17 protein-coding genes are annotated in these 21833 nt (G+C 53.6%); 6 read left to right on the top strand and 11 right to left on the bottom strand.

Translation table 11 applies throughout. The features are described 5' to 3' along the window. Positions 1-191: 191 nt before the first annotated feature. The 3 genes from pflA to DYH27_RS09245 all read right to left on the bottom strand — a co-directional run bounded on the left by pflA (position 192) and on the right by DYH27_RS09245 (position 4346). On the bottom strand, positions 192-977 hold the full coding sequence (pflA, locus tag DYH27_RS09255) for a pyruvate formate-lyase-activating protein (protein ID WP_170315234.1): 786 nt from the start codon (positions 975-977) through the stop codon (positions 192-194). Continuing rightward, complete coding sequence (pflB, locus tag DYH27_RS09250; protein WP_029216347.1) at positions 964-3210, bottom strand: formate C-acetyltransferase; 2247 nt, start codon at positions 3208-3210, stop codon at positions 964-966. Before pflB ends, pflA begins: the two co-directional genes overlap by 14 nt. A 410-nt stretch (positions 3211-3620) precedes the next feature. Then, entirely contained in the window at positions 3621-4346 is a 726-nt protein-coding gene (locus DYH27_RS09245) for an RDD family protein (protein WP_025067738.1), read from the bottom strand. A gap of 101 nt (positions 4347-4447) precedes the next feature. On the opposite strand from DYH27_RS09245, the gene DYH27_RS09240 reads away from it, so the two are divergent. The 6 genes from DYH27_RS09240 (at position 4448) to DYH27_RS09215 (ending at position 10750) form a co-directional block, all read left to right on the top strand. Further along, positions 4448-5428 carry a stage II sporulation protein M gene (locus DYH27_RS09240; protein ID WP_004353099.1) on the top strand — a complete coding sequence of 327 codons (981 nt, stop codon included), beginning with the start codon at positions 4448-4450 and terminating at the stop codon, positions 5426-5428. Beyond that, entirely contained in the window at positions 5409-6395 is a 987-nt protein-coding gene (locus DYH27_RS09235) for a hypothetical protein (protein ID WP_036853947.1), read from the top strand. Before DYH27_RS09240 ends, DYH27_RS09235 begins: the two co-directional genes overlap by 20 nt. A 12-nt stretch (positions 6396-6407) precedes the next feature. Then, complete coding sequence (locus DYH27_RS09230) at positions 6408-7019, top strand: DUF4129 domain-containing protein (protein WP_025067736.1); 612 nt, start codon at positions 6408-6410, stop codon at positions 7017-7019. Beyond that, positions 7016-8269, top strand: a complete 1254-nt coding sequence (locus DYH27_RS09225) for a DUF4350 domain-containing protein (RefSeq protein ID WP_029216346.1) — start codon at positions 7016-7018, stop codon at positions 8267-8269. Before DYH27_RS09230 ends, DYH27_RS09225 begins: the two co-directional genes overlap by 4 nt. Positions 8270-8322: 53 nt before the next feature. After that, complete coding sequence (locus DYH27_RS09220; RefSeq protein WP_004353148.1) at positions 8323-9297, top strand: AAA family ATPase; 975 nt, start codon at positions 8323-8325, stop codon at positions 9295-9297. Positions 9298-9436: 139 nt separating this feature from the next. Next, complete coding sequence (locus DYH27_RS09215) at positions 9437-10750, top strand: DUF58 domain-containing protein (protein ID WP_025067735.1); 1314 nt, start codon at positions 9437-9439, stop codon at positions 10748-10750. Between the two features lie 480 nt (positions 10751-11230). On the opposite strand, the gene DYH27_RS09205 is transcribed toward DYH27_RS09215, so the two are convergent. The 8 genes from DYH27_RS09205 to DYH27_RS09170 form a co-directional block, all read right to left on the bottom strand. Next, positions 11231-13036, bottom strand: a complete 1806-nt coding sequence (locus DYH27_RS09205; protein ID WP_025067734.1) for a MutS-related protein — start codon at positions 13034-13036, stop codon at positions 11231-11233. Between the two features lie 30 nt (positions 13037-13066). Further along, positions 13067-14389: a thioredoxin domain-containing protein gene (locus DYH27_RS09200; protein ID WP_025067733.1), complete on the bottom strand. Its 1323-nt coding sequence runs from the start codon at positions 14387-14389 to the stop codon at positions 13067-13069. 30 nt (positions 14390-14419) lie between these two features. After that, positions 14420-15094 (bottom strand): hypothetical protein, encoded by a 675-nt coding sequence (locus tag DYH27_RS09195; protein WP_025067732.1) that lies wholly within the window; start codon positions 15092-15094, stop codon positions 14420-14422. Between the two features lie 43 nt (positions 15095-15137). After that, on the bottom strand, positions 15138-15926 hold the full coding sequence (locus tag DYH27_RS09190; RefSeq protein ID WP_025067731.1) for an Omp28 family outer membrane lipoprotein: 789 nt from the start codon (positions 15924-15926) through the stop codon (positions 15138-15140). 5 nt (positions 15927-15931) lie between these two features. After that, complete coding sequence (locus DYH27_RS09185) at positions 15932-17563, bottom strand: DUF6029 family protein (RefSeq protein WP_025067730.1); 1632 nt, start codon at positions 17561-17563, stop codon at positions 15932-15934. Continuing rightward, complete coding sequence (locus DYH27_RS09180) at positions 17560-18060, bottom strand: TlpA family protein disulfide reductase (protein ID WP_025067729.1); 501 nt, start codon at positions 18058-18060, stop codon at positions 17560-17562. The genes DYH27_RS09185 and DYH27_RS09180 overlap by 4 nt, the downstream gene beginning before the upstream one ends. A gap of 880 nt (positions 18061-18940) precedes the next feature. Further along, positions 18941-19813, bottom strand: coding sequence for a hypothetical protein (locus tag DYH27_RS09175; protein ID WP_013671705.1), 873 nt, complete (start codon positions 19811-19813; stop codon positions 18941-18943). Positions 19814-19830: 17 nt separating this feature from the next. Next, positions 19831-21810: a TonB-dependent receptor plug domain-containing protein gene (locus DYH27_RS09170; RefSeq protein ID WP_081640728.1), complete on the bottom strand. Its 1980-nt coding sequence runs from the start codon at positions 21808-21810 to the stop codon at positions 19831-19833. Positions 21811-21833: the final 23 nt, after the last annotated feature.

The following is a 21833-nucleotide window of genomic DNA, read 5'->3' as shown; positions in this document are numbered from 1 at the left end:
TACCTTATTATATTGTAATTCGGCTGCAAAGGTACTACTTTTATTCCATTTCCCCAAAAATCGCCCTTGCTTCCTGTGTGTGTTCCGCACGGCTTTCTCCTGTCTTCCATCGGCGGCATCCGGCTGATATGCTGCGTCCTTTGCGGACCTTTCCAAGCGGTGCAGACGGCAGGTGTCCAAAGGACAAGAGCCTATTGTCCTGTCAATATCCTGCGCACATGAATCAGGCTTTCCTCATCAGGAGGGGAGACCTCTGCAAGTGTGTAGGGAATCCCCAGCTGCTCCCATTTATATACTCCCAGCGTATGATAAGGCAGTACTTCCACGCGGTCGACATTGCCTAATGTGTCGAGGAAAGTGCGAAGCCGGCGCAGTGATTCATCATCGTCATTGATTCCCGGCACAGACACATGCCTGATCCAGACCGGCTTCTGAATATCGGAAAGATAGCGTGCGCAGTCTAATATATTCTCGTTTCCCCAGCCGGTAAGCCGTCTGTGAGCATCGCTGTCGATATGCTTTATATCCAGCAGCACCAGGTCTGTATACTGCATTAACTCCTCAAAAGCGGAAAAGGAATCGCCTTTCCGGCAGAACGGCTGTGCAGAAGTATCAAGACAAGTGTTGACTCCCAAGGACTTTGCCTTGCGGAAAAGTTCTGTCAGCGGCCGTAATTGTAACAAGGCTTCACCGCCGCTCACCGTGATTCCGCCCTTTTCTCCCCAGTAACTCTGATAGCGCAATGCCTGGGACAGGACATCGTCGACAGAGCGGAGGATGCCCCCCGCTCTGTCCCAGGTGTCCGGGTTATGACAGTAACGGCATCGCATTGCACACCCTTTCAGGAAGATGACGAAACGGATGCCGGGCCCGTCAACCGACCCGAACGATTCCACGGAGTGTACCCGGAGCATCGCATCGGAAGCCGGCAAAGACGGGGCATCTGCCTGTAGACGGTCCGTTTTACATTGAGCCATGGGCACGACGGGCAATGACATCCAGCTGCTGCTCCCGCGTGAGGTCGATGAACTTCACGGCATAACCGCTGACACGGATCGTGAAGTTGGCATATTCCTCCTTCTCGGGATGTTCCATACAGTCGATAAGTTTCTCTACGCCAAAGACATTGACGTTCAGATGGTGTGCGCCGCGGTTGAAGTAGCCGTCCAAGACACCGACGAGGGTGTTTACACGCTCCTCATCATTATGTCCAAGCGCATCCGGGCTGATGGTCTGTGTGTTGGAGATTCCGTCAAGCGCATACTCATAAGGGAGCTTTGCCGTTGAATTCAGAGATGCCAGCAGGCCGTTCTGCTCTGCGCCGTAAGACGGGTTGGCACCTGGAGCCAGGGGCGTACCGGCGGCACGGCCATCAGGCGTGTTGCCTGTAAACTTGCCGTATACCACATTGGAAGTGATGGTAAGAATGCTTGTCGTCGGCTCTGAATCACGATAAGTGTGATGCTTGCGGATCATGGTCATGAATGTCTTCAGCAGCCAGACGGCAATCTCGTCAGCACGGTCGTCATCGTTTCCGTAACGTGGGAAATCGCCTTCTGTCTTGAATTCTACCGGGAAACCGGTCTCATCACGGACAATGTTCACCTTGGCGTACTTGATGGCTGAAATGGAATCGACCACATGGCTGAAGCCGGCAATGCCTGTCGCGAAGGTGCGGCGCACGTCTGTATCAATAAGCGCCAGCTCCGCCGCCTCGTAGAAGTACTTGTCGTGCATGTAGTGAATCAGGTTCAAGGTGTTTACATAAACGCCTGCAAGCCATTCCATCATGTCCTTGAAGCGAGGCATGAAATCTTCATAGGTGACGACGTCGCCCTCTATCGGGCGGTAGGCCGGGCCGCATTGCTCGCGTGTCCTGCCGTCGACCCCTCCGCTGATGGCATAGTTGAGACACTTGGCAAGGTTTGCACGTGCGCCGAAGAACTGCATTTCCTTTCCCGTCTGGGTAGCTGACACACAGCAGCAGATGGAATAGTCATCTCCCCATATCGGACGCATCACGTCGTCATTCTCATACTGGATGGAACTTGTGGTGATAGAGATCTTTGCAGCATAGTCCTTGAAGGCCTTGGGAAGACGTGCGCTGTACAGGACGGTGAGGTTGGGTTCCGGGGAAGGACCCATGTTCTCCAGCGTGTGCAGGAAACGGAAGTCGTTCTTGGTCACCATCGAACGGCCATCCATGCCCAATCCGGCAACTTCCAGCGTGGCCCAGACGGGGTCGCCGGAGAACAGCTGGTTGTAGGAGGGGATTCGTGCGAACTTGACCATGCGGAATTTCATCACCAGGTGGTCTATAAGCTCTTGCGCTTCTCTCTCCGTAAGTGTCCCTTCCTGCAGGTCACGTTGGATATAGATGTCAAGGAAGGTTGAGATACGGCCGACCGACATGGCTGCGCCGTTCTGTGTCTTGATGGCTGCGAGATAACCGAAATAGAGCCATTGCACGGCCTCCCGGGCATTGCCTGCCGGCTGTGATATGTCGTAGCCGTAGATGGACGCCATCTCTTTCATCTCATGCAGGGCCTTTATCTGCATGGAGATTTCTTCGCGCAGACGGATGACTTCCTCCGTCATCGTACCGTCACCGCAGTTGCGCAGGTCTTTTTCCTTCTCCCTGATAAGGAAGTCTATTCCATAAAGAGCGACACGACGGTAGTCGCCGACAATACGTCCGCGGCCATAAGTGTCGGGAAGTCCGGTAAGAATGTGGTTGTGCCTTACGTGTTTCATCTCGTCTGTATAAGCGTCGAAGACACCGTCGTTGTGCGTCTTGCAGTACTTCGTGAAGATTTCATGGAGCTTTCCGGAGGGTTCGTAGCCATAAGTCGTACAGGCCTGCTCTGCCATCTTTATGCCGCCGTATGGCATGAAGGCACGCTTCAGGGGCTTGTCGGTCTGTAAGCCCACTATCTTTTCCAGCTCCTTCGTTCCCTCTCCGATATACCCGGGCCCATAGGCGGTCATGCTGGAAACGACGTCGGTCTCCATGTCCAGCACCCCTCCTTTGGCACGCTCCTGCTTCTGGAGGTCTTTGAGCATGCTCCAGAGCTTGTCCGTTGCTTCAGTGGGGTTCTCAAGGAATGAAGCATCACCGTCATAACGCTTGTAATTGTCTTGGATAAACTGGCGCACGTTGACTTCATCAAGCCACTTTGTACCGGTAAATCCTCTCCATGTTTTTTTCATAATTGTGTCTGATTGGTTTTTAGGTGAAACTTTTAGTTGATTGTAAATGGTCATACGGCAAAGCATTGCTGAATTGCTGCGGACAAAGTTAGGAAAAAAAACGTAATGTCAAGTGTCTGGACAGGTTTATGTTGGGAAATCGCATGAAAAAATCAAGCCGCATTGCAGACAGCCGCAGACGGCATTCCAAGTAAGGCCTGATTGAAAGCCAAATAAGGCCTGATTGAAGGCCAGAAGGGCCTTACTTGGAGTGCAAGTGGGCACCTTTTCGGCGGCTGCCTGCATACGCCTGATTGTGAATGACTTATGGGGGCGGATTTCTCGCGGACAGGAGGCAGGCCGGTACAGGGGGACCGGCTTTGGCGGACTTCTGTCTTTCCGGCGTGCAGGAAAAAGGCGGCGGCCTGTCCTCACACGATTTCCAGCGCATAGTGCTGGTAATCGCGGACGATGGTATAGAGGAACTTCTCGTCGGCGGTCGGCAGACCGGCGATGGCGAGGTGGCTGCGCACCTTCGAGGCAAGGGCGGCAATGCGTCGGTTGCGGTCGGCGCCGGGTTCGGAGGCGAGCGTGCGGCGGATGACGTCAAGCTGGTTGAGCGACAGGTCTTCCGCCTGCGGATAGACCGGTCTGTAACTGCGGTCGAGGTAGGAGAACTCGTCGAGCGACACCTGTATCTTCCGGTAGTCATGTAGTCGTATCACCATCGTCCCGGCAGCAAGGTCGCCGAGCCGCTGCGAATTGGCGGACAGAAGGATGACGAGCGCACCCACGCAGGAGAATCCGAGGTCGATCAGCTGAAGGAGCCAGCGCAGGAAGAACTCGCCGATGCCCGGTGTGGTGCCGTCCTTCTTCACCACACGGATGTGCATGACCATCTTTCCCACGCTCTGTCCGTGGTTGAACAGTTCCATGAGGAAAGGGTAGAAGAGGGCCGGCAGGTAGATGCACAGCAGGAAGAACACTCCGGACCGCAGGGAAAACAGGTTGAGCCTGCTTATCAGCAGCGTGATTCCGATGATGTAACAGCCAGTCAGGAAGAGGTCGATCAGCTGTGCGATGCCGCGCTCCCCGATGCTGGCCGGCGACTGGCTGATCTGCACGTACTGTCCTGTGACGATATTGGCTTCTGGCATTTCCTTGACAATAAAATGTTGTTTCTGTTGCAAATGTAAGAAAAAAACTCTACTTTTGCTTCCTGATAACGGAATAATGTGCAAAAAGCAATGTCCTTTCCATGAAGGAAGTCCTTTTCATACGTAACAACATAGAGAAATGGCGGGCGATGGAGGAGCTGATAGACAATATCGACTTCGAAATGCCTGACCGTCTGGCCGATGTCTACACGGAGCTTACGGCCGACCTTGCCTTTGCACAGACGCATTATCCCCGGTCGCGCATCACCGTCTACCTCAACAACCTTGCTTCCGCACTCCACAACGAAATCTACCGGAACAGACGGGAGAAGTGGAGCCGCCTGCTGACTTTCTGGACGCAGGAAGTGCCCGACGTGATGTGGAAGGAACGCCGGCTGCTGCTGCTGTCGTTCGTCATCTTCATGGCAAGCGTGCTGACAGGTGTCGTCTCGACGCTCGGCGACTCGTCTTTCCCGCGCCTGATTCTCGGCGACGGCTATATGGACATGACCCTTGAGAACATTGCGCAGGGCAGGCCGATGGGGGTTTATGGGAGTGAGGAAGAGGGGCAGATGTTCCTCGGCATCACGCTGAACAACGTCATGGTGTCGTTCAATATGTTCGTGTCGGGCGTGCTGACGAGTTTCATGCCGGGCTTCCTGCTGTTCCGCAACGGCATCATGGTGGGCTGTTTCGACACGTTCTTCTTCCAGCACGGACTGCTGGGCGAGAGCCTTCTGGCGACCATGCTGCACGGGACCCTTGAGCTGTCGGCCATCATCGTGGCGGGCGCGGCGGGGCTGGCGATGGGTGCAGGATGGCTGTTCCCCGGCACTTACTCCCGTCTGGCGAGTTTCCAGAGAGGGGCGAAGCGGGGCATGAAGATCGTTGTCGGCACTGTCCCGATCTTCATCCTGGCCGGTTTCATCGAGGGGTTCATCACCCGTCATACGGAGATGAACGATTATGTCCGCCTCGGCATCATCCTCCTGTCGCTGTCATTCGTCGTATATTATTTCTTATATCTTCCTTATAAACGTAACCGCTGTCCCGATAATGCAAATGGAACGACCCAAGATTGAACTGTATCAGGTGCGCAGCTTCGGAGAGAAGTTCTCTGCCACCTTCGATTTCCTCCGAGAGAACTTCCGCCTCTGGCTGCGGGCGTGTACCTACCTTATTCTGCCCCTCTGCCTGCTGCAGGGATTTGCCCTGCAGAGCCTGATGGGCATCTTCCTCCCTTTTTATTCCGCTGTACTGGGCGGTCCGGGCAGCCTGGACCCGTCGGCAGGCATGGTCGTAAGGATGATAGCCTCCTATGTGGGCTATTTCGTCTGCATGACGGCAGGATCGGTTCTGCTGGTCGGAATCTGTTATGCCATGCTGAAATACTATCATGGAAGCCGTGACAGACTGTACGGCGTGACGATGCGTGACCTGAAGCCGCTCATCGCCCAGGCTGTCAAGCGGTCGCTTGTAATGGTCGTTCTGCTCACGGTCCTCCTGGTGGCCGGGCTGACGGTCCTGATAATGCTTGCCGCTGTCATGAAGAGCTACTGGCTGATATTCTTTTCTGTCATTGCCGCTTTCGTGTGCATGATACCGCTCTCCCTGGCCATTCCGGTCTATGTCTTTGAGGACGGCGAGACCGCCTTCAGTTCTGTCCGCCGCGGTCTGACGCTTGGCTTCCATTCGTTCTGGTCGCTGCTGGGACTGCTGTTTGTCATCGGTCTCCTCGCCAATGTCCTTTCCACGGTCACGACCCTTCCCTGGTATGCGCTGACCCTGATGCAATTCCTCTTTACGGTGTCCGACAGCACGCAGAGTGCCGCTGCGGCTTCTCCCCTCTATGGCTTTGCCCAGTATCTGACGGCCGTGGTCATGAATTTCGGCATGTATCTCACCATGTCTCTGTCGACCTTTGCCATCGCTTTCCATTATGGGAGTGTGGCGGAAGACCTCGATGGCTTCTCCGTCGAAGAGGACATCGAAAACTTCGAGCGGCTGGCCGGGGAGGACGCTGACATCGACAATTTTGAACGTCTCTGACCTCCCTCCCGTATGCTACAGCCGCTGACCGACACCCTGACCTGCGATTCGACGCTGCTTCATCGGTTCCGTTCCGATGAGGCCTATGACTATGCCGGCGAACTGCAGACACCCGATCTGGACTGGTGGGACTGGCTGGCACGGAAAATCGAAAGGCTCTTGTCAGACGTGTTCAGCATCCAGGGTGACGGCGACTTCCGCATTTTCATCTACATTGCCATTGCACTGGCTTTCTCGGCACTGATTGTTTTTCTGCTGTATCGACACCGTCCCGGGCTGTTCGGGAAAGCGGGAAATATAAACAGGGCTGACGATGAGGAGGACGACATCTACGGTATTGATTTCGATGCCGCTTATGCCCGGGCCATGGCGCAGAAAGACTATTACCGTGCCGTGCGCATCGTCTACCTGCGTACGCTCCGCCGGCTGTCCGACAGCCAAAGAATCAGCTGGCAGCTCTACAAGACACCGACGGAGTACACCCGTGAGTTCCTGTCGGCTGATTTCCAGCGCATGACATCCGTTTTCATGCGTGTCAGATATGGCAATTACCCGGCATCGGAAGAACTCGTGGACCTGCTTGTCAGTCTCGAAGACGAAATCAGGAAAGGAGGTGCCGCATGAACAAACGGTTCCTGTTCTTCATTGCGGTTTTCCTTGTCTTCGTCTTCGTCATGCAGTGGAAAGTGCCGTCGCAGTTCGTGTGGAATCCCACCTTCAGCCACGGAGACAGCCAGCCCTTCGGATGTCTGGTGTTCGACTCGTTGATGCGCCGGTCGGTGCCCGCCGGCTACGAGGTCACACGGAAGACTTTTGCCCAGCTGGAGTGGGAGGGCTACGGGAGGAAGCCCCATGCCATCCTCGTGCAGGCGGTCGGATTCCAGCCCACAGCGACCGATCTCCGTGCGATGGAACGGCTTCTGAAAGCGGGCTGCAAGGTGTTTGTCGCCACGTCTTACATGGACCGTGACTCGCTGGCAGTGGACCTGAACGTCACCGTCAGCGGCTCGTCCGGCTTCTCGCCCTCGTGGGTCAGAAGCTCCATAGAGAACCGCTCCATCCCTTATGATACGCTGCAGTGGGGCTGCCAGCTGCCTTATCATGAGAAAGCGTTCCCCGTCTACAGGGCCATGACCGGCAACAACGTTGAGACAGACAGGGAGATTCCGTGCGACACGCTTGTCGGAAGCTGGGCGGAAGACGAGGAAGACGACAGCCTCGGAGGCTACTGGCAGGCGCGTGTGGTCAGCATACGGCATGGGAAGGGCGATCTTTTCGTCTCCTGCGAACCGTTGCTGCTGACGAACTACGGCATTCTCGACAGGGGAACCAACGGCCTTGTCTTCCGCATGATGTCGCAGTTCCGGGGACTGCCGGTCGTCCGTACCGAGGCGTACGCCCCGAAGACGGAGCTGGGCGAGACGGCCACTCCCCTGCGTTTCTGGCTGCAGCACACACCGCTGCGGTGGACCGTCTACCTGACAATGCTGGGACTGCTGCTCTTCTGTGTCTTCTTTGCACGGAGGCGGCAGCGCGTCATTCCCGTAGTGACGGCACCGGAGAACCGCTCGCTGGAGTTCGTGAAGCAGATAGGGACACTCTATCACCAGAAGCACGTCAACCGTGACCTGCTGCAGAAGAAGTACGGCTACTTTGCAGAGACACTGCGCCGGGAACTGATGATTGACGTAGAGGACGAGGCGGCAGAGAAGGAGAACATCACGCAGACAGCCCTCCGGACAGGCATGGCAGAGGCGGAAGTGAGGAGTGCCCTGAAACGTGTCAGGTCCTGCCTGGAGGACAGCGGCGAACTGACAGACACCATGTTGCGCAAGGCGGTTGACGGTATGGACACCATCATCAACAGCCTTTAGGCTTTACGGAAAGGCAGACGGAAAACAGAACAGATGTGCAAACAACAGACAAGATGGAAGAACATAAAGAAGAAAGAACCGACCTTGCTGCATTCAGCGGGAAGGTCATGGAATTGAGAAAGGAAATCGGCAAGGTCATCGTAGGCCAGCAGGAGGCGGTCGACCTGCTGCTGACAGCCATTCTGGCAGACGGTCATGTGCTGATAGAGGGTGTGCCGGGAGTCGCCAAGACACTGCTGGCCCGGCTGCTGGCGAAACTCGTTGACGCACGCTTCAGCCGTATCCAGTTCACACCCGACCTTATGCCGAGCGATGTACTCGGTACGACGGTGTTCAACATGAAGACCTCCGGGTTCGATTTCCATGAAGGCCCGGTCTTCTCCAATCTCGTCCTTGTGGATGAAATCAACCGTGCCCCAGCCAAGACGCAGGCCGCCCTCTTCGAAGTGATGGAGGAGCGGCAGGTGACGATCGACGGTGTCACACACCGCATGGATGAGGTCTATACGATCATCGCCACCCAGAACCCCGTGGAGCAGGAAGGCACTTACCGGCTGCCGGAAGCCCAGCTGGACCGTTTCCTCTTCAAGATACGTATGGGCTATCCTTCCGTCGACGAGGAGACGGACATCCTCCGCCGTCATCTGGAGAAACGACGGCTCACCCGCCTGGAGGAGGTGCGCCCTGTGCTGACCGTCGGCGAGCTGTTACGGATGCGTCGGCAGCTGGAGACCGTCTATGTCGAGGAGAGTCTCCTGCGCTACATAGCGACCGTCGTGCAGCAGACCCGTATGTCGAAAGCGGTCTACCTCGGTGCCAGTCCGCGTGCTTCCGTCGCCATGCTCAACGCCTCGAAAGCCCATGCACTGCTTGCCGGACGCGACTTCATCACGCCGGAGGACATCAAGTCCGTCACGCCGAGCATCCTCCAGCACCGCCTTATCCTCACTGCCGAGGCCGAAATGGAAGGGTACACGCCGTTGAAGGTGGCACAGAAGCTGATTGACAAGGTGGAAGTGCCGAAGTGAGAATCTTATATAAGGCAGGTCCTGAAAGTCGCATTTGAGGGTGTTCAGCCTTCAGGCGGCAGGTTCCTGCTTCTTCCTGAACGGGCATAGCGGGCTGTGCGACCCCAGCTCTCCCTAACTCCTCAATTCTCTGCAACGAATGTATCTTACCCGGAGGTTTTATATACTGTTCACGTGTCTGACGCTGCTTACCGGCTTCGGCTATGTCTTCCCGCTGCTCTTCACGGCGGCAAAGCTGCTGTGGGCCGGCTTTGTTCTCCTGGTTGCGGGAGACGCCCTGCTGCTTTATCATCGCAGGGGGATGGATGCACGAAGAGATTGTGCGGACCGCTTCTCCAACGGCGACGGAAACGAGGTCAGGATACATCTGAAGAGTGAATATCCTTTCCCTGTGCGGCTGACCGTCATCGATGAGGCTCCCGCGGTGTTCCAGCGACGCGACATAGACTACAGGGTCCGGCTCCGTGCGGAGGCCGGGAGAACCGTCGGTTACAGTCTTGTCCCCACACAGCGCGGTGTGTATTCCTTCGGACACATCCGCTGTTTCGTCCGTACGGCCGTCGGCCTTGTGGAACGCCGCTATACACTGGGCAGTGCGGAAGATGTGAAGGTTTACCCTTCTTTCCTCATGCTGAACCGGTACGAGCTTTTCGCCATAAGCGACAACCTGACCGAGATGGGCATCAAGCAAATACGGCGGGTAGGAAACAACACCGAGTTCGAACAGATCAAGGACTATGTACAGGGCGACGACTACCGGACCGTCAACTGGAAGGCGAGTGCGCGGCGGCACCAGCTGATGGTGAACGTCTACCGTGACGAACGCTCGCAGCAGATTTTCTCGGTCATCGACAAGGGACGTGTCATGCAGCGGTCATTCCGTGGAATGACGCTCCTGGACTACAGCATCAATGCCGCCCTGGTACTGTCCTACGTCGCCATGCGCCGTGAGGACAAGGCAGGACTGATTACCTTTGCCGACAGGCTGGACACGTTCGTCGCTCCCTCTCGCCGTACCGGACAGATGCAGCGCCTTCTGGAATCGCTCTATGCGCAGCAGACAAACTTCGGGGAGACCGACTTCAGCAGCCTCTGCGCCAACGTACACAAGCAGGTAGGCAAGCGGAGCCTGCTTGTCGTCTACACGGACTTCTCCGGCATGACGGCACTCCGTCGCCAGCTGGCTTATCTGAAACTGCTCAGCCGGTGGCACCGGGTACTGGTCGTCTTCTTCGAGGATGCCGAAATGAAGGCCTATATCCGTTCGCCCAAGCAGTCGACCGAGGATTATTACCGGCACGTGATAGCCGAGAAGTTCGTTTACGAGAAGCGGATGATTGTTTCCACGCTCCGCCGGCAAGGCATCTACAGTCTGCTGACAACACCGGAAAGTCTCAGTGTCGATGTCATCAACAAGTATCTGGAAATGAAGCAGCGGCAGATTCTGACCTGAAGCCTGTCCTCCTGTGGATTTCCTTTGCATCCGTCTTGCCTCGTGCAGGGAGAGGGATTGTTTCTTTGTCTCGTTCTTCCGTCAAAATGTATGTGGACAGGAAATAAAACAGAGGCTTATAATATGCAGGAAATGCCCTGCATTATATATTTGCAGCAACAGACCCTGGATGAATATCAGTGCTGTCCGGCAGACATCTTCCGTGTAAGTCGGGCGTAGGTGTCTTGCCACATAGCATGGCGGCAGGATTAAACCGGCCTTTCCTGCGGATGTGCTGATGCCCGACACATACTGTGTTGCCAGTGAACGCAAGTCGTGCCGACGGTCCGCTCCCTGCCGTATGTCGCCGGGGACGGGAACAGTCTGTAGCCGGAGAAGAGCTGCGCCGGCAGAACTTGTCCGGTCGGGGGGCTGCCTCCCCGAGAACAATGCGGAATGGTCTCTGCACGACAGCCATCTGCACGTTGAGCAGAAGAACCTTTACTTCAGTATTCCTTTCAGCAGGAACGTGGCATTCTGGTTGCGTGCCACCCCTTTTGTAATTTTATAGGAATAAGTGATGTCCTCGCCCAGTCCGATTTCAAAGCAGTAGTTGTGGAAGCGGGCGGGCTGTTCGTCTTCCAGCTTCGACAGTTCGAGGTCGTGCGTGGCGATGACACCTGTGACGTTCCGACCGGCGATGTGCTGCAGGAAGAGACGTGATCCGTTCAGCTTGTCGAGCGAGTTCGTACCCTTCAGTATTTCGTCAAGGACGATCAGGCTCGGCACACGCTCGTCCAGTGAGGAGAGCAGCTGTTTCAGACGGAGCAGTTCGGCATTGAAGTAGGAGATGCCGTGGGTGAGGTCGTCGGTGGTACGCATACTCGTGAAGAGATGGAACACCGAGACCCTCAACTGGCGGGCAAAGACAGGCAGACCGTTCATCGCCAGCAGATAATTGATGCCTATGGAGCGCAGGAAGGTGCTCTTGCCTGCCATGTTCGCCCCCGTGATGATATAATACTCATGGTCGAGGATATTGAAGTCATTTGCCACAGCCTGCTCGCCGAGGAAAGGATGATAAAGCCCTTTCGCTTCATAAACCACCCTGTCGTCCCCGCTGATTTCAGCCTGTGCCGCCCTGTCTTCATTCAACCGATAGTTGCCCATTGACACCAGTGCATCAAAGAGATTCAAGGTGCCGATCCACTCGTCTGTGCGCTGTTCATACGTATGCTGCCAGCGCAGGAAGAGCCGTATGATGGTGATGTCTATCAAGGCAAAGCTGTTGAAGATGAATACACCGACCTCGTTGCTTCTGTTGTCAATCTTCTGCAGGATAAGTTCCAACTGTTCAAAAGATTCTTCCGCACCCGAAAGTTTCTTCTTCAACGCCTGGAGTTCAGCCGATCTGAACTCGGCCTTGTCGATCAACTTCAACACTTGCAAGTAGCCATCCACCTGTGTATGTACCTTTGCTATCAGCCCGGAGATAACATGCATATACTTATGTCCGCAAAGGAAGGAGAACATAAAGTTGAACATTCCCCACCACATGGGCAGCAAGGATGGGACCCATCCCATGACGGAAAGGACGATGCTCAAGTAGAAACCGAGCAGATCGGCAGAACAGAAATAACGGAACAGCGTACTGTGGAAAATCTTTGGGAAGGTCTGATGATGGACAGCCGTCAGTGCTTTCAGCACCTCTTCCGTACAGATACGCTCCTTTACGCCTAAGGATTTGAAGGCTGACAGGAATGTTTCCTCTTGTCCCAGTTCGTCGACAGCCTCCGTTCTCCGTCGGATCTGACCGACAAGCTCTTCTCTCTTCGTACTCCCCCATTCCGTAGACAGACAGGCTGCCAGCTGGTCGCTGCCGCCGGTTGAGATGCTGCGGTTCATCCTCTGGAACAGCGAACCTGCACCGAAGACATCCATATCGAATGTATAGGGATGCTGCGGACAGACATACTGTTCACCGGCATCAAAGCCCGAGAAATCGCCATGCTGATAGTCTATCTCGTTCTGATAAACCTGCAGCAACGCTTCTCCGGCCTTTATCCTGCGGTCGTTCCGCACATCAAGTCGCCGGATATAGAGATAAAAAAACAATGCAGCCAAGGCACAAAGAAGTGCCCAGACTGCATTGGCCAATAAGGTGTAGAGAACTACAAAACCAATTACAAGTAAAAAAGAACTAATTTCTGTCAGAATAAAAGCCCGGCTGTGACTGCGGAGAGAGGCGAGCCTTCTGCCCGTCTCCGCTGCCTTCTGCTGATACAAATCAGTCAAATCCTTATTCATAGCGCAAACAAATAATCAGCTGAAGCGACATCAATGCGTCACCACCTCTTTGTATACACGCCCGTCGCTGTACTTCACAATGTTGATACCCTTCTGTGGAGTCGTAATACGACGACCGTCAAGGGTGTAGCGTGCAGTCTCGACAACGGAGTTCTGTCCTTCTGAAACAGAAGAGACGGCAGTGGGGTTGGCAGGAGAGATACTGCACTTGGCAGCATTTTCAATTTGTGCTGTCTTGATGTTAATCAGCAATACACAGACTTTCAGCTTTGCCTTGTCCTGTATGACTTTTTTACTGGAAATATTCTTGAAGACGTATGTATGGGTCTGCGGTTCGTCTGCCTTAATCGGAGTTTGGATGTGGTCTGTCAAAGGAGCTTTGACACCTTTTGCTGCAATAGCGACAAAGTTGTTCTCAAGACCCTTGACTGCATAACCGGCCTTGATAAAGTAATCAAGTTCATCCGACTTGCCGAGGTCTTCCGTTCTTCCCGAATAATAGTTGTTCTGCTGCCAGTTGGGATTTGACATTCCATCTTCCGTCAGCACGTAGGCAAAGCCGTACGTCGCATCTTTCTTGTCTATGCGGAACGTGACACGAGGAGTAACCGTGATGTTCTCCTGCCGGTCATCCCACGTAGCTGTGACATCTATGTCCATATCAGCCCCTCTTGAGCGTTCCTCTTCAAACTCGGTTATAGCCTTGAAATTAGTCAGAAAGAGATTCCTGTTCATGAGAAGTGTGGGGCGGCTTCTGTAGTCTGTAGCTTTCCAGGCATAGTCCGTACAACTTAATGGATCTGCTCTGCCTCCTGTATGAACTGCAATACCGATGAAATCATCGGGATAGGTCTTTGCAAGATTCTCCATAAGCGCAATGCCGCGTGGACAGTAGCCACACCACATTGCCGTATATTCCTCTACCACGATTTTCCGATGGGGCACTTTTGTAACCGTAACTCTCGGAAGCGTAGCCTGGTTAACTGAAGTACTATTAACCTCACCGTTCACTTTGGTAATCGTAAACAGAAGGTCTGTTTCCGAAACCTGTGTGTGGGGCGGTACATCCACCTCTATCGTCGCTCCCTCCATGTGGTTCAATGGTTCTGGAAGGACATAGTTCTTCGATGCCAACACCTCTCCATTGAAGGACAGCGTGTAGTCGAAGTTACGGATAACTGTGCTGCCGTAATTGGTAATCAGCAGCTTCCCTTTTGCACTCTTTGCCGCGATGGGTACATATACTTTCTGCCCTGCAGAAGGTATCAGGTTATGATCCTCGGCACTGACATTACCTGCATAACAGATGACAGCGACGAGGAAAAGGAATTGTAGATAAAGTTTTTTTGACATATCAGATAGCGGATTATATGAGGTGAAAACTTAACGGACAATGTACTTGCGGGTAGAAACAATCCCCTTTGCATCTTTCTGCTTTACGATATAGACACCCTTAGGGAGTTCTGACAAAGACGTGAGTTGCTTGTGCAGCAATACGCCCCGGACGTTGAAGACATCGTAAGTGCCGCTGTTCTGTGAAGATGCGGACGCAATGCCTGTTGCCTTAGTATCGAACTTAACGGTAATCGTCGGACCTTCCTTCTCTTCCTCTGAACCAGATTCTTTTGTAGTAAGCTTCAGGGTAACTGTACATACTTCGCTTTCTCCATAAAAATGCTCTATGTCAACAATTTCCTTATCGAGACCGATAGGGAAAAGCTTACTGCCTACCTCGTAAGTACCCGTCTCCTCCTCAAGAGTACAATTATTAAATGCACAAACCTTCACATCTCCCTCATCAATATTGTTAATCGTACAGTGAAGAGTTATATTCTGGGGCTTATCTGACTGATTCTGGATAGCCACCTTTCCTGCGATTTTATTTTCCTCAAAAGGGAAAGAAGTTTTTTCTACCTTATTCAGAACAACCGTTGTGTTGCTGGGGATAACTCTGCCTTGCTCATCTAAAAAGGCTACTTCGTTAGAACTTGTCTGTGCCTGTACACTGACAAAAAGACTGGTCAGCAGACCAAAGAACATCAGTAATCGCAATTTCATATTAAGTCTTTTAAATTTTATGTTTTAATTAATTGTAATCTGTTTATAAAAGGGAAATCTTTTGGCGGACAACCTGCAACACACCGCTGTCGTTATAGAAGAATGCTACCACCCATGCTTTGTCCGGCACGATACCATCAGGAAGTGGGTAAGTGGTCTTTTCCTTCTGTACATTCTTGGGAGTGAGCGTCAACTCCGCACCCCATTCCCCGTTGATAGCAGCACGGAACACATGATTATGCGTGTACTCTTTGTCCAACTTATCCCCAGGGAATAGCTGTGGCGCAACGACTCCGTCCTCCACCAGCCAGAGCTGCAGCCTTCCCTGCATTTCTTCCGCCAGTGTCTTCAGGTCTGTTTCTATCTCCACACGGCGTTTGTCAGCGTCATACTGACATTTAAGGTCTATACCAACCGTTGTCGTCCGAGCAAACTCATCATACACACGACCTGCCCAAGCATCCTTGGAGAGCACTCCTCCCCGACGATTGATAATGGCTTTCGGCACGTTCGGTACGGCCCAATGCTTATAATAGGCATCGCCCGCATCTGTGCGCAAGCCTGTAAAGCCAGACATGCTCTTGAATGAGAGCGGACCAGCATGGATGGCGACGGCTATCAGCTTGTCATCACCATAGCGGGCCTGCAGCTGTGTAATAGCCTCAGTAGCTGCAGGACAGAAGATGCAACGCTGCCCTGTGAAGTCTTCAATCAGCACATTGCGCTGAATAGTAGCTGCCGGGACTTCAATAAGCCGATCGTCAGATGCAACAGAATCGCAACCTGTTAGAAGGGCAACTGCAGCCAGAAGAAAGATATATAAACTTTTCATTTCTATCAGAAGTTATAATTATAAGAGAGTGTAAGTCCTTTGGTTGCAGGAATATAACGACATACTCCACCCGAACAGTTAAACCCAGCGCGGGTACGACCATAGCCCAGTTGCAGACGATGTGCCCCACCACTGTAAGTTACATAGCCCTGATAATAATGCACATGAGTATTGCCCACATTATAGAGGTCGCTCACTGTGAGCATCCAATGCGGTGCAAGCGACAATTCCGCAAGCCCGAACGCCCAGTCCTTGTCACCATCTTTCGAGGAAAGGTACTGCCCCTCCACACGCAAGGTTGTCTTGGGAGCCAGCTTCTGTTTCACATCCGCCACGAAGATATGCGAACGCAACATGCCGCCATGTCCTTCGAGGAGGGTCTGGTTGTAACGCTGGTTCATGTACATCAGGTTGAGCTTTGTATCTTTACAGAGACGTTTTTCCAGCTGTACATCAATATCCTGATAATAAGTGGATGCTCCCCACGCCCAGAACGGACTTCCGTAGCCGTCGGTACCACTGCCACCTGTGTCATTCCTGCGCACAGAATGGACATGGGAGAAGTTCACTTTTGCCGTTGTACCATACTTACTGCCCATCATAGAACCTTTCGGAAAGGTATAGGCTGCCATCGCCTGGTAAGCCCACTCCCCCTCGGGACGTGTGGCATAGGGATAGAGTGTTGCCAAGGCATAGGTATGTTCCATCGTGAATGGCGGCAGATGATTGATGAAGGAGGAGCTTCCTTCCATGCTTCTACGGCTGCGGAAAGCCATATTCGTACTGCGCTTGGCTTGCAGGAGCAGGCTCATTCCACGTTTGGAGTATGAACCGGATAGCATTGCCACATAGCCATTGCGATAGATGTAACCATTGTCGTGAGAAGGATCCTGCGTCTTCATTGCCATCTCTGCCAATACATTAAACGAACGATGCTGCACACGGAGGCGCACATCAAAGGCATTGACATAGAGAGGAAGGTGCAGACGGTGAGTCGGATCGGTCATTATCACCTCGTCTTTCTCATACTTATTGACATAGGAGGCTCCCAGCGTAACATAGGTGTTATGCTGTCGGAGAGACTTATACAGCTCATCAATGCTCCATTCCACATCAGCTCCTGTCATCCAACTTTTGTTGTGATTCCAATATCTACGCTGACGACCGGTGAGTGCCTTGATTGCGATACCAGCCCCAGGGCGGTAGCTTAACCGCACGCCCTGCAGGGAATTGTCAATACCGAGACTGCGCTCTTCATAGGAACGGAGAATGAAACCCGACCCGAACTGTTCGTAAAAACTGCCCAAGGTCAGCTCCGCATTCTTATAACGACCTTTCAGGTAAGCGTAGGGAATGCCCCAACCTTTAAAATCGTTCTCGTATCCGGGGAGCGGATGCTTCAGATACTCCAGCCTTGCCCCGGTCTCTACATAACGGCTTGTGGCTTTCAGATCGAGATAAGTATTCGTCAGGAAACGTCCGTCAGGAGTCTCAGCTCCCGTTTTATCATCCTTTTCAGGCAGGAGAATATCGCTCTGAATACTCCCGGAAAGCCGCAGTCTGTCAGAAGGCTCCTGTGCGCAGAGCGGCATGAAGGCTGTGGCTGCGAGTAATCCTGTCAGTATATATCTTTTCATAGCGACTGTCTGCCGGCGACTTCTTTCACCTTTTCATAAAGCTCTGCTTCTGCACCATCGGTATAGCCGTTGTGCTTATAGACGATATTCCCCTGTCCGTCAAGCAGTAAAGTGTAGGGTACTGACTGGATGCCCAACGCACGACGCAGCTCGCCGTTAGGGTCAAGCAGTACATCATACCGCCATCCGTTCTGGTCGACCAGTGGCTTCACCTTGTTGACATTCTGTGCTTGGTCGATGGATACGGCTACGATTCGCACGCCTGTTTCGCGCTGCCAGTCATCGTAAAGCTCGTCAATACTCTTGAGTTCACGATTACAAGGCTTGCACCAAGTAGCAAAAAAAGCAATAACAAGGGGCTTCCCGTTATTAGAAATAGTGTCGGTTTGTACAGTTCTCCCTTCTATGTCTTTGAGGATTACTTCAGGCAGGCGTTCCTGTGCGCCGGCCGCAAAGCTGATTATCAATAAACACAGGGATAAAAAAAACTTTTTCATCTCGTTTAGTTATAATGCGGCTGCAAATTTACGAAAAAAAAACGATACCACAAAGGCGGCTTACCATCCCTTAAGGGGCGTTTTGCCGGATACTGATCCTCTCCCTCAGATCCTCCTCTTCTTCTCTCTGCCTCCTGTCTGTCCGCAGACGGCTGAAAACGAGCAGCCGAGGTTCTTATACGTGGAATTTTGGGACAGTAGCTCCTTCGTCGGGGTAGCCTCATTCTACTTATTAAAAAACTTCTAAAGTTTAGAGTGGCAGGATGCTGACAATGGGGACAGAATTACCGACTGTTTACTGCAAAAGTTTATTCCTCATTTGCTGTCACTTTTAACATTCTTCATTAATGCTTTGTTTATCAGTATGTTGTATATATTTACAGAGTGACGGCAGTGACAGGAAAATAATTTCACAGCAGATTGACCACAAGCGCACCTGCTGTGGATGAATGCCGGACTGTGTCTTATTCTAAAGTATATTCTTCTGCGGCAGACTCTTTTTCGGGGGATTATGATGTTTATTCAGAAGGTTTACTTTCAAGAAAACAGACTACTTCTGTCCGATTATTATCATGCTTAACGTGATTCGTACTAAGCCTTGACACCATGGGTGTATACCCTTCAACACCATTGGCGTTTACCCTCGGCACACTGACAGGAAAGAATCAGTGTGCGGTGTAAATGATAATCCCCATCCATTATCTACTGGTCCGGAATTTAGAGAAAGGACGTGCGCATTTAAGAACATCGGCACGCATGGCTTTTTGAAACTATGCGTGCCGCTGTTTTATCCTATGATGTTTGCCGGAACAGAAACATATTAATGTCTTTCCTGCCATTTCCTTCCAGGGCAGCTCCTCGCCCCTGTTCTGTATAGGAGTCAGCTGCCGGCACGTTTCCGCTTGGAAGCCTTCAGCCAGAAATAAGCCAGCAGGAGGACGAAAGCAACAAGGATGCAGAGCAGCAGCGTGCTGTACTTCTCCGGTTCTACCCAGAACTCGTGGAAGAAGTTGATGCGTCCGAGGATCTCGACAGGTGTCCAGAAGACGATCACCGTCGCCACGGCCATGCGGATGTTGGCCCCCCACGCAGCGATGTGGAGCTGGCGGCGGAGCATGAAGAGCGACCCGATGAAGCAGCCGATGCCCACGAGATAGGTCACCGGATGGTGGTCGCCGAGGAAGTTCTTGTCGTAGCAGAACATCAGTAGGAGGTAGAACGCCCAGAGGATCATGTTCAGCTCCATGAAGGTGATGATGGAGGTGTGGTGCGTCATGGGCTGCATGACGATTTTGTTCTTGCGCGCACCGAAGAGCTTTTCCTGAATCCACGTGATGAAGTCGCAGCCGTTGCGCGTGCTGAAGATGTACATCGTCATCACCATCATCCACAGCCCGAAGGAGGCCGGCATGATGAGGTATTCAGGTTTCGTGACGACGACGCCGTTCTCTATCTCGGGCTGCACGCCGTAGCGGCGGGCATAATAAAGGAAGAGGAACTCCACCCAGCCGGTCCAGAAGAGTAGGCCGCCGAGGAGTCCCCAGAGCGTCTGGCGGGTGTCGCCTTTGACGAACACGCCGATGATGACCATCACCAGTCCTGCGAAACCCATCATGAAGCCGGCATAATGTACGGCCTCGGGCTGCATGAACTTCTCCATCAGGATCATGAGGGCATGGCCCAGCGGCATCGTGAACAATACGAGAATGAACGAGGCGAGCGTGCGCCACCAGTATATCTTTTTCTTTTCCATTGTCTGTAGGATGTGTTTCAGAACTTGAAGAACTTGTCCACATCAACCGACAGGCCTACCATCAGGTTCGTGCCGTCTGTCAGCGGACAGTTCAGATAATAATACTCCGGCTTGTAGTTGAAGAAGTTGTCGAGGATGACACTTGCCTTCACCGCCTTGCCGATGCGCTGTACCAGCGAGAGCTTGAAGAGGGCGTAGGCGGGATAGTGGATGGTGCGTATGCCCTTGGAGATGTCGTAGTAGTCCACGAACTCCTGGTTGTCTACCGCCGACAGGAAGCGGCCGTCGAGACCGATGTTCAGTCCGTATGCCGTCGAGAACTGTCGGTCCCAGTCGATGTGCCCCGTCATGGAGTGCTTGCGGGCCGGGATGTACTGGTTGTTCACCGCATTGCTGTTCTTGTCCTTGGGCAGCCGCTCGTGCGTATAGGCGTAGGACAGGCGTGCCGTCAGTCCGTTCGGCCATCGTGCCTGTGCGGTGGCCTCTCCGCCGCTGACGGAGTAGTCGTCGAGGTTGAGATAGGGCAGATGGGGAATGCGGTCGGAGGGGTTCTTGTAGAACGGTGCGCCCGTGGCGATCTTGTCCCTGATCCGGTTGTAATAAGCAGCGAGGGTGAAGTTGTAGTGCCTGTGCGTATAGTCGGCCGAGAGGTTGAAGTTATGGCTCACTTCCGGCTTCAAGGCAGGATTGCCCTCAACAATCCATATCCCGGCCATGTCGAAGTTGTAATACTTCTCCTTCAGCGTCGGCGCACGGAAGCCCATGCCGTAGCTGGCACGGAAATTCAGGTTGCGTACGGGCTGGTAACGCACGCTCACCTTGGGTGTCAGGCGCGAGATGCGCCCGTCCGAGAAGTAGTCGTACCGCAGCGCGCCCACGGCTTCCCACTGCCGGCTGACGTTCCAGTCGTACTGTGCGAAGGCATCGAACGAATCCTGCCTGCGTGTCCGGTCCTCCAGATTCGTATTGAAGAGATAGTCGTGCATGTAATCCGCTCCCAGCGAAAGGACATCGTCGCTTCCGAAAGTGTGGTTGTAAAGCAGGCGGAGGCTGTTCTGCACATTCGAGTAGTCGCGGATGTCGAGCCGTGTGATGCGCTGGTAGTCCGACTTGTCGTACTGGTCGAAGGCGTAGGAGAGGTCGAGACTGTTGTGCGTGTCCGGTTTCCAGATGCCGCGCAGTCCGCCCGAGAAGTCACGGTAACGCTCCGGCGTCTCAGAGGTGCGGACAAGCTGGCGGTAGAAGTAGCCGGCACGCCCTGTCAGCGAGAGCTTCTCGCTGGGACGGTAGGACAGCTGCTCCTTGAAGTTCCACGTCGCATCGCCGTAGATGGTGGCCACGACGCGGGTCACGGGGTTGTCTCCGTTGTGTACGTCGTAGTTGTCCGATCTGTTCCGGTTGACAGTCAGCAGGTTGCTCCATCTGCCCGCTCCCTGCTGCCATGACAGTCCGTAACGCTGCTCATGGTGACGGCCCAGGCGGGCGTTGAGGTTGAGGGCGAACGGACGGATGCCGTTCTTGGTGATGATGTTGATGACACCGCCGGCCGCATTCGAGCCGTAGAGTGCCGATGCCGCTCCCTTCACGATTTCGATGTGGTCGACATTGTCCATGCAGAGCCGTGAGAAGTCGACGTCGTCCATCGTCTCGCCGGCGAGCCGTTCGCCGTCCACGAGAATCAGCATGCTCTGTCCGCCGAATCCCGAGAAGTTCATGTGTACCTGCTGGTTCATGGCGTAGGAGAACTCCACACCCGGCAGGACCTGCTGCAGGAGGTCGCGCAGATTGGTGGCATCGGCCTTGGCGATGTCGGATGCCGTGATGAGCTTCGTCAGCACAGGGGTGTTGGCGAGCAGCTTCGGCGTGCGTGTACCCGTCACGACGACCTGCTCCATTTCGACGCACTTGTAGATGGAGTCGCCCGGCAGGTCTGCCCGCAGCGCAGCGGGGAACAGGCACGACAGTGCCGGCAAGATAAAGACTGTTCGTTTCATCATATATCAGGAAGCCCACTGCCGTC

Source organism: Prevotella denticola, from assembly GCF_900454835.1.
Taxonomy (GTDB): domain Bacteria; phylum Bacteroidota; class Bacteroidia; order Bacteroidales; family Bacteroidaceae; genus Prevotella; species Prevotella denticola.
The sequence above is the reverse complement of the archived record's forward strand: the minus strand, read 5'-3'. Positions and strand labels throughout refer to the sequence as shown.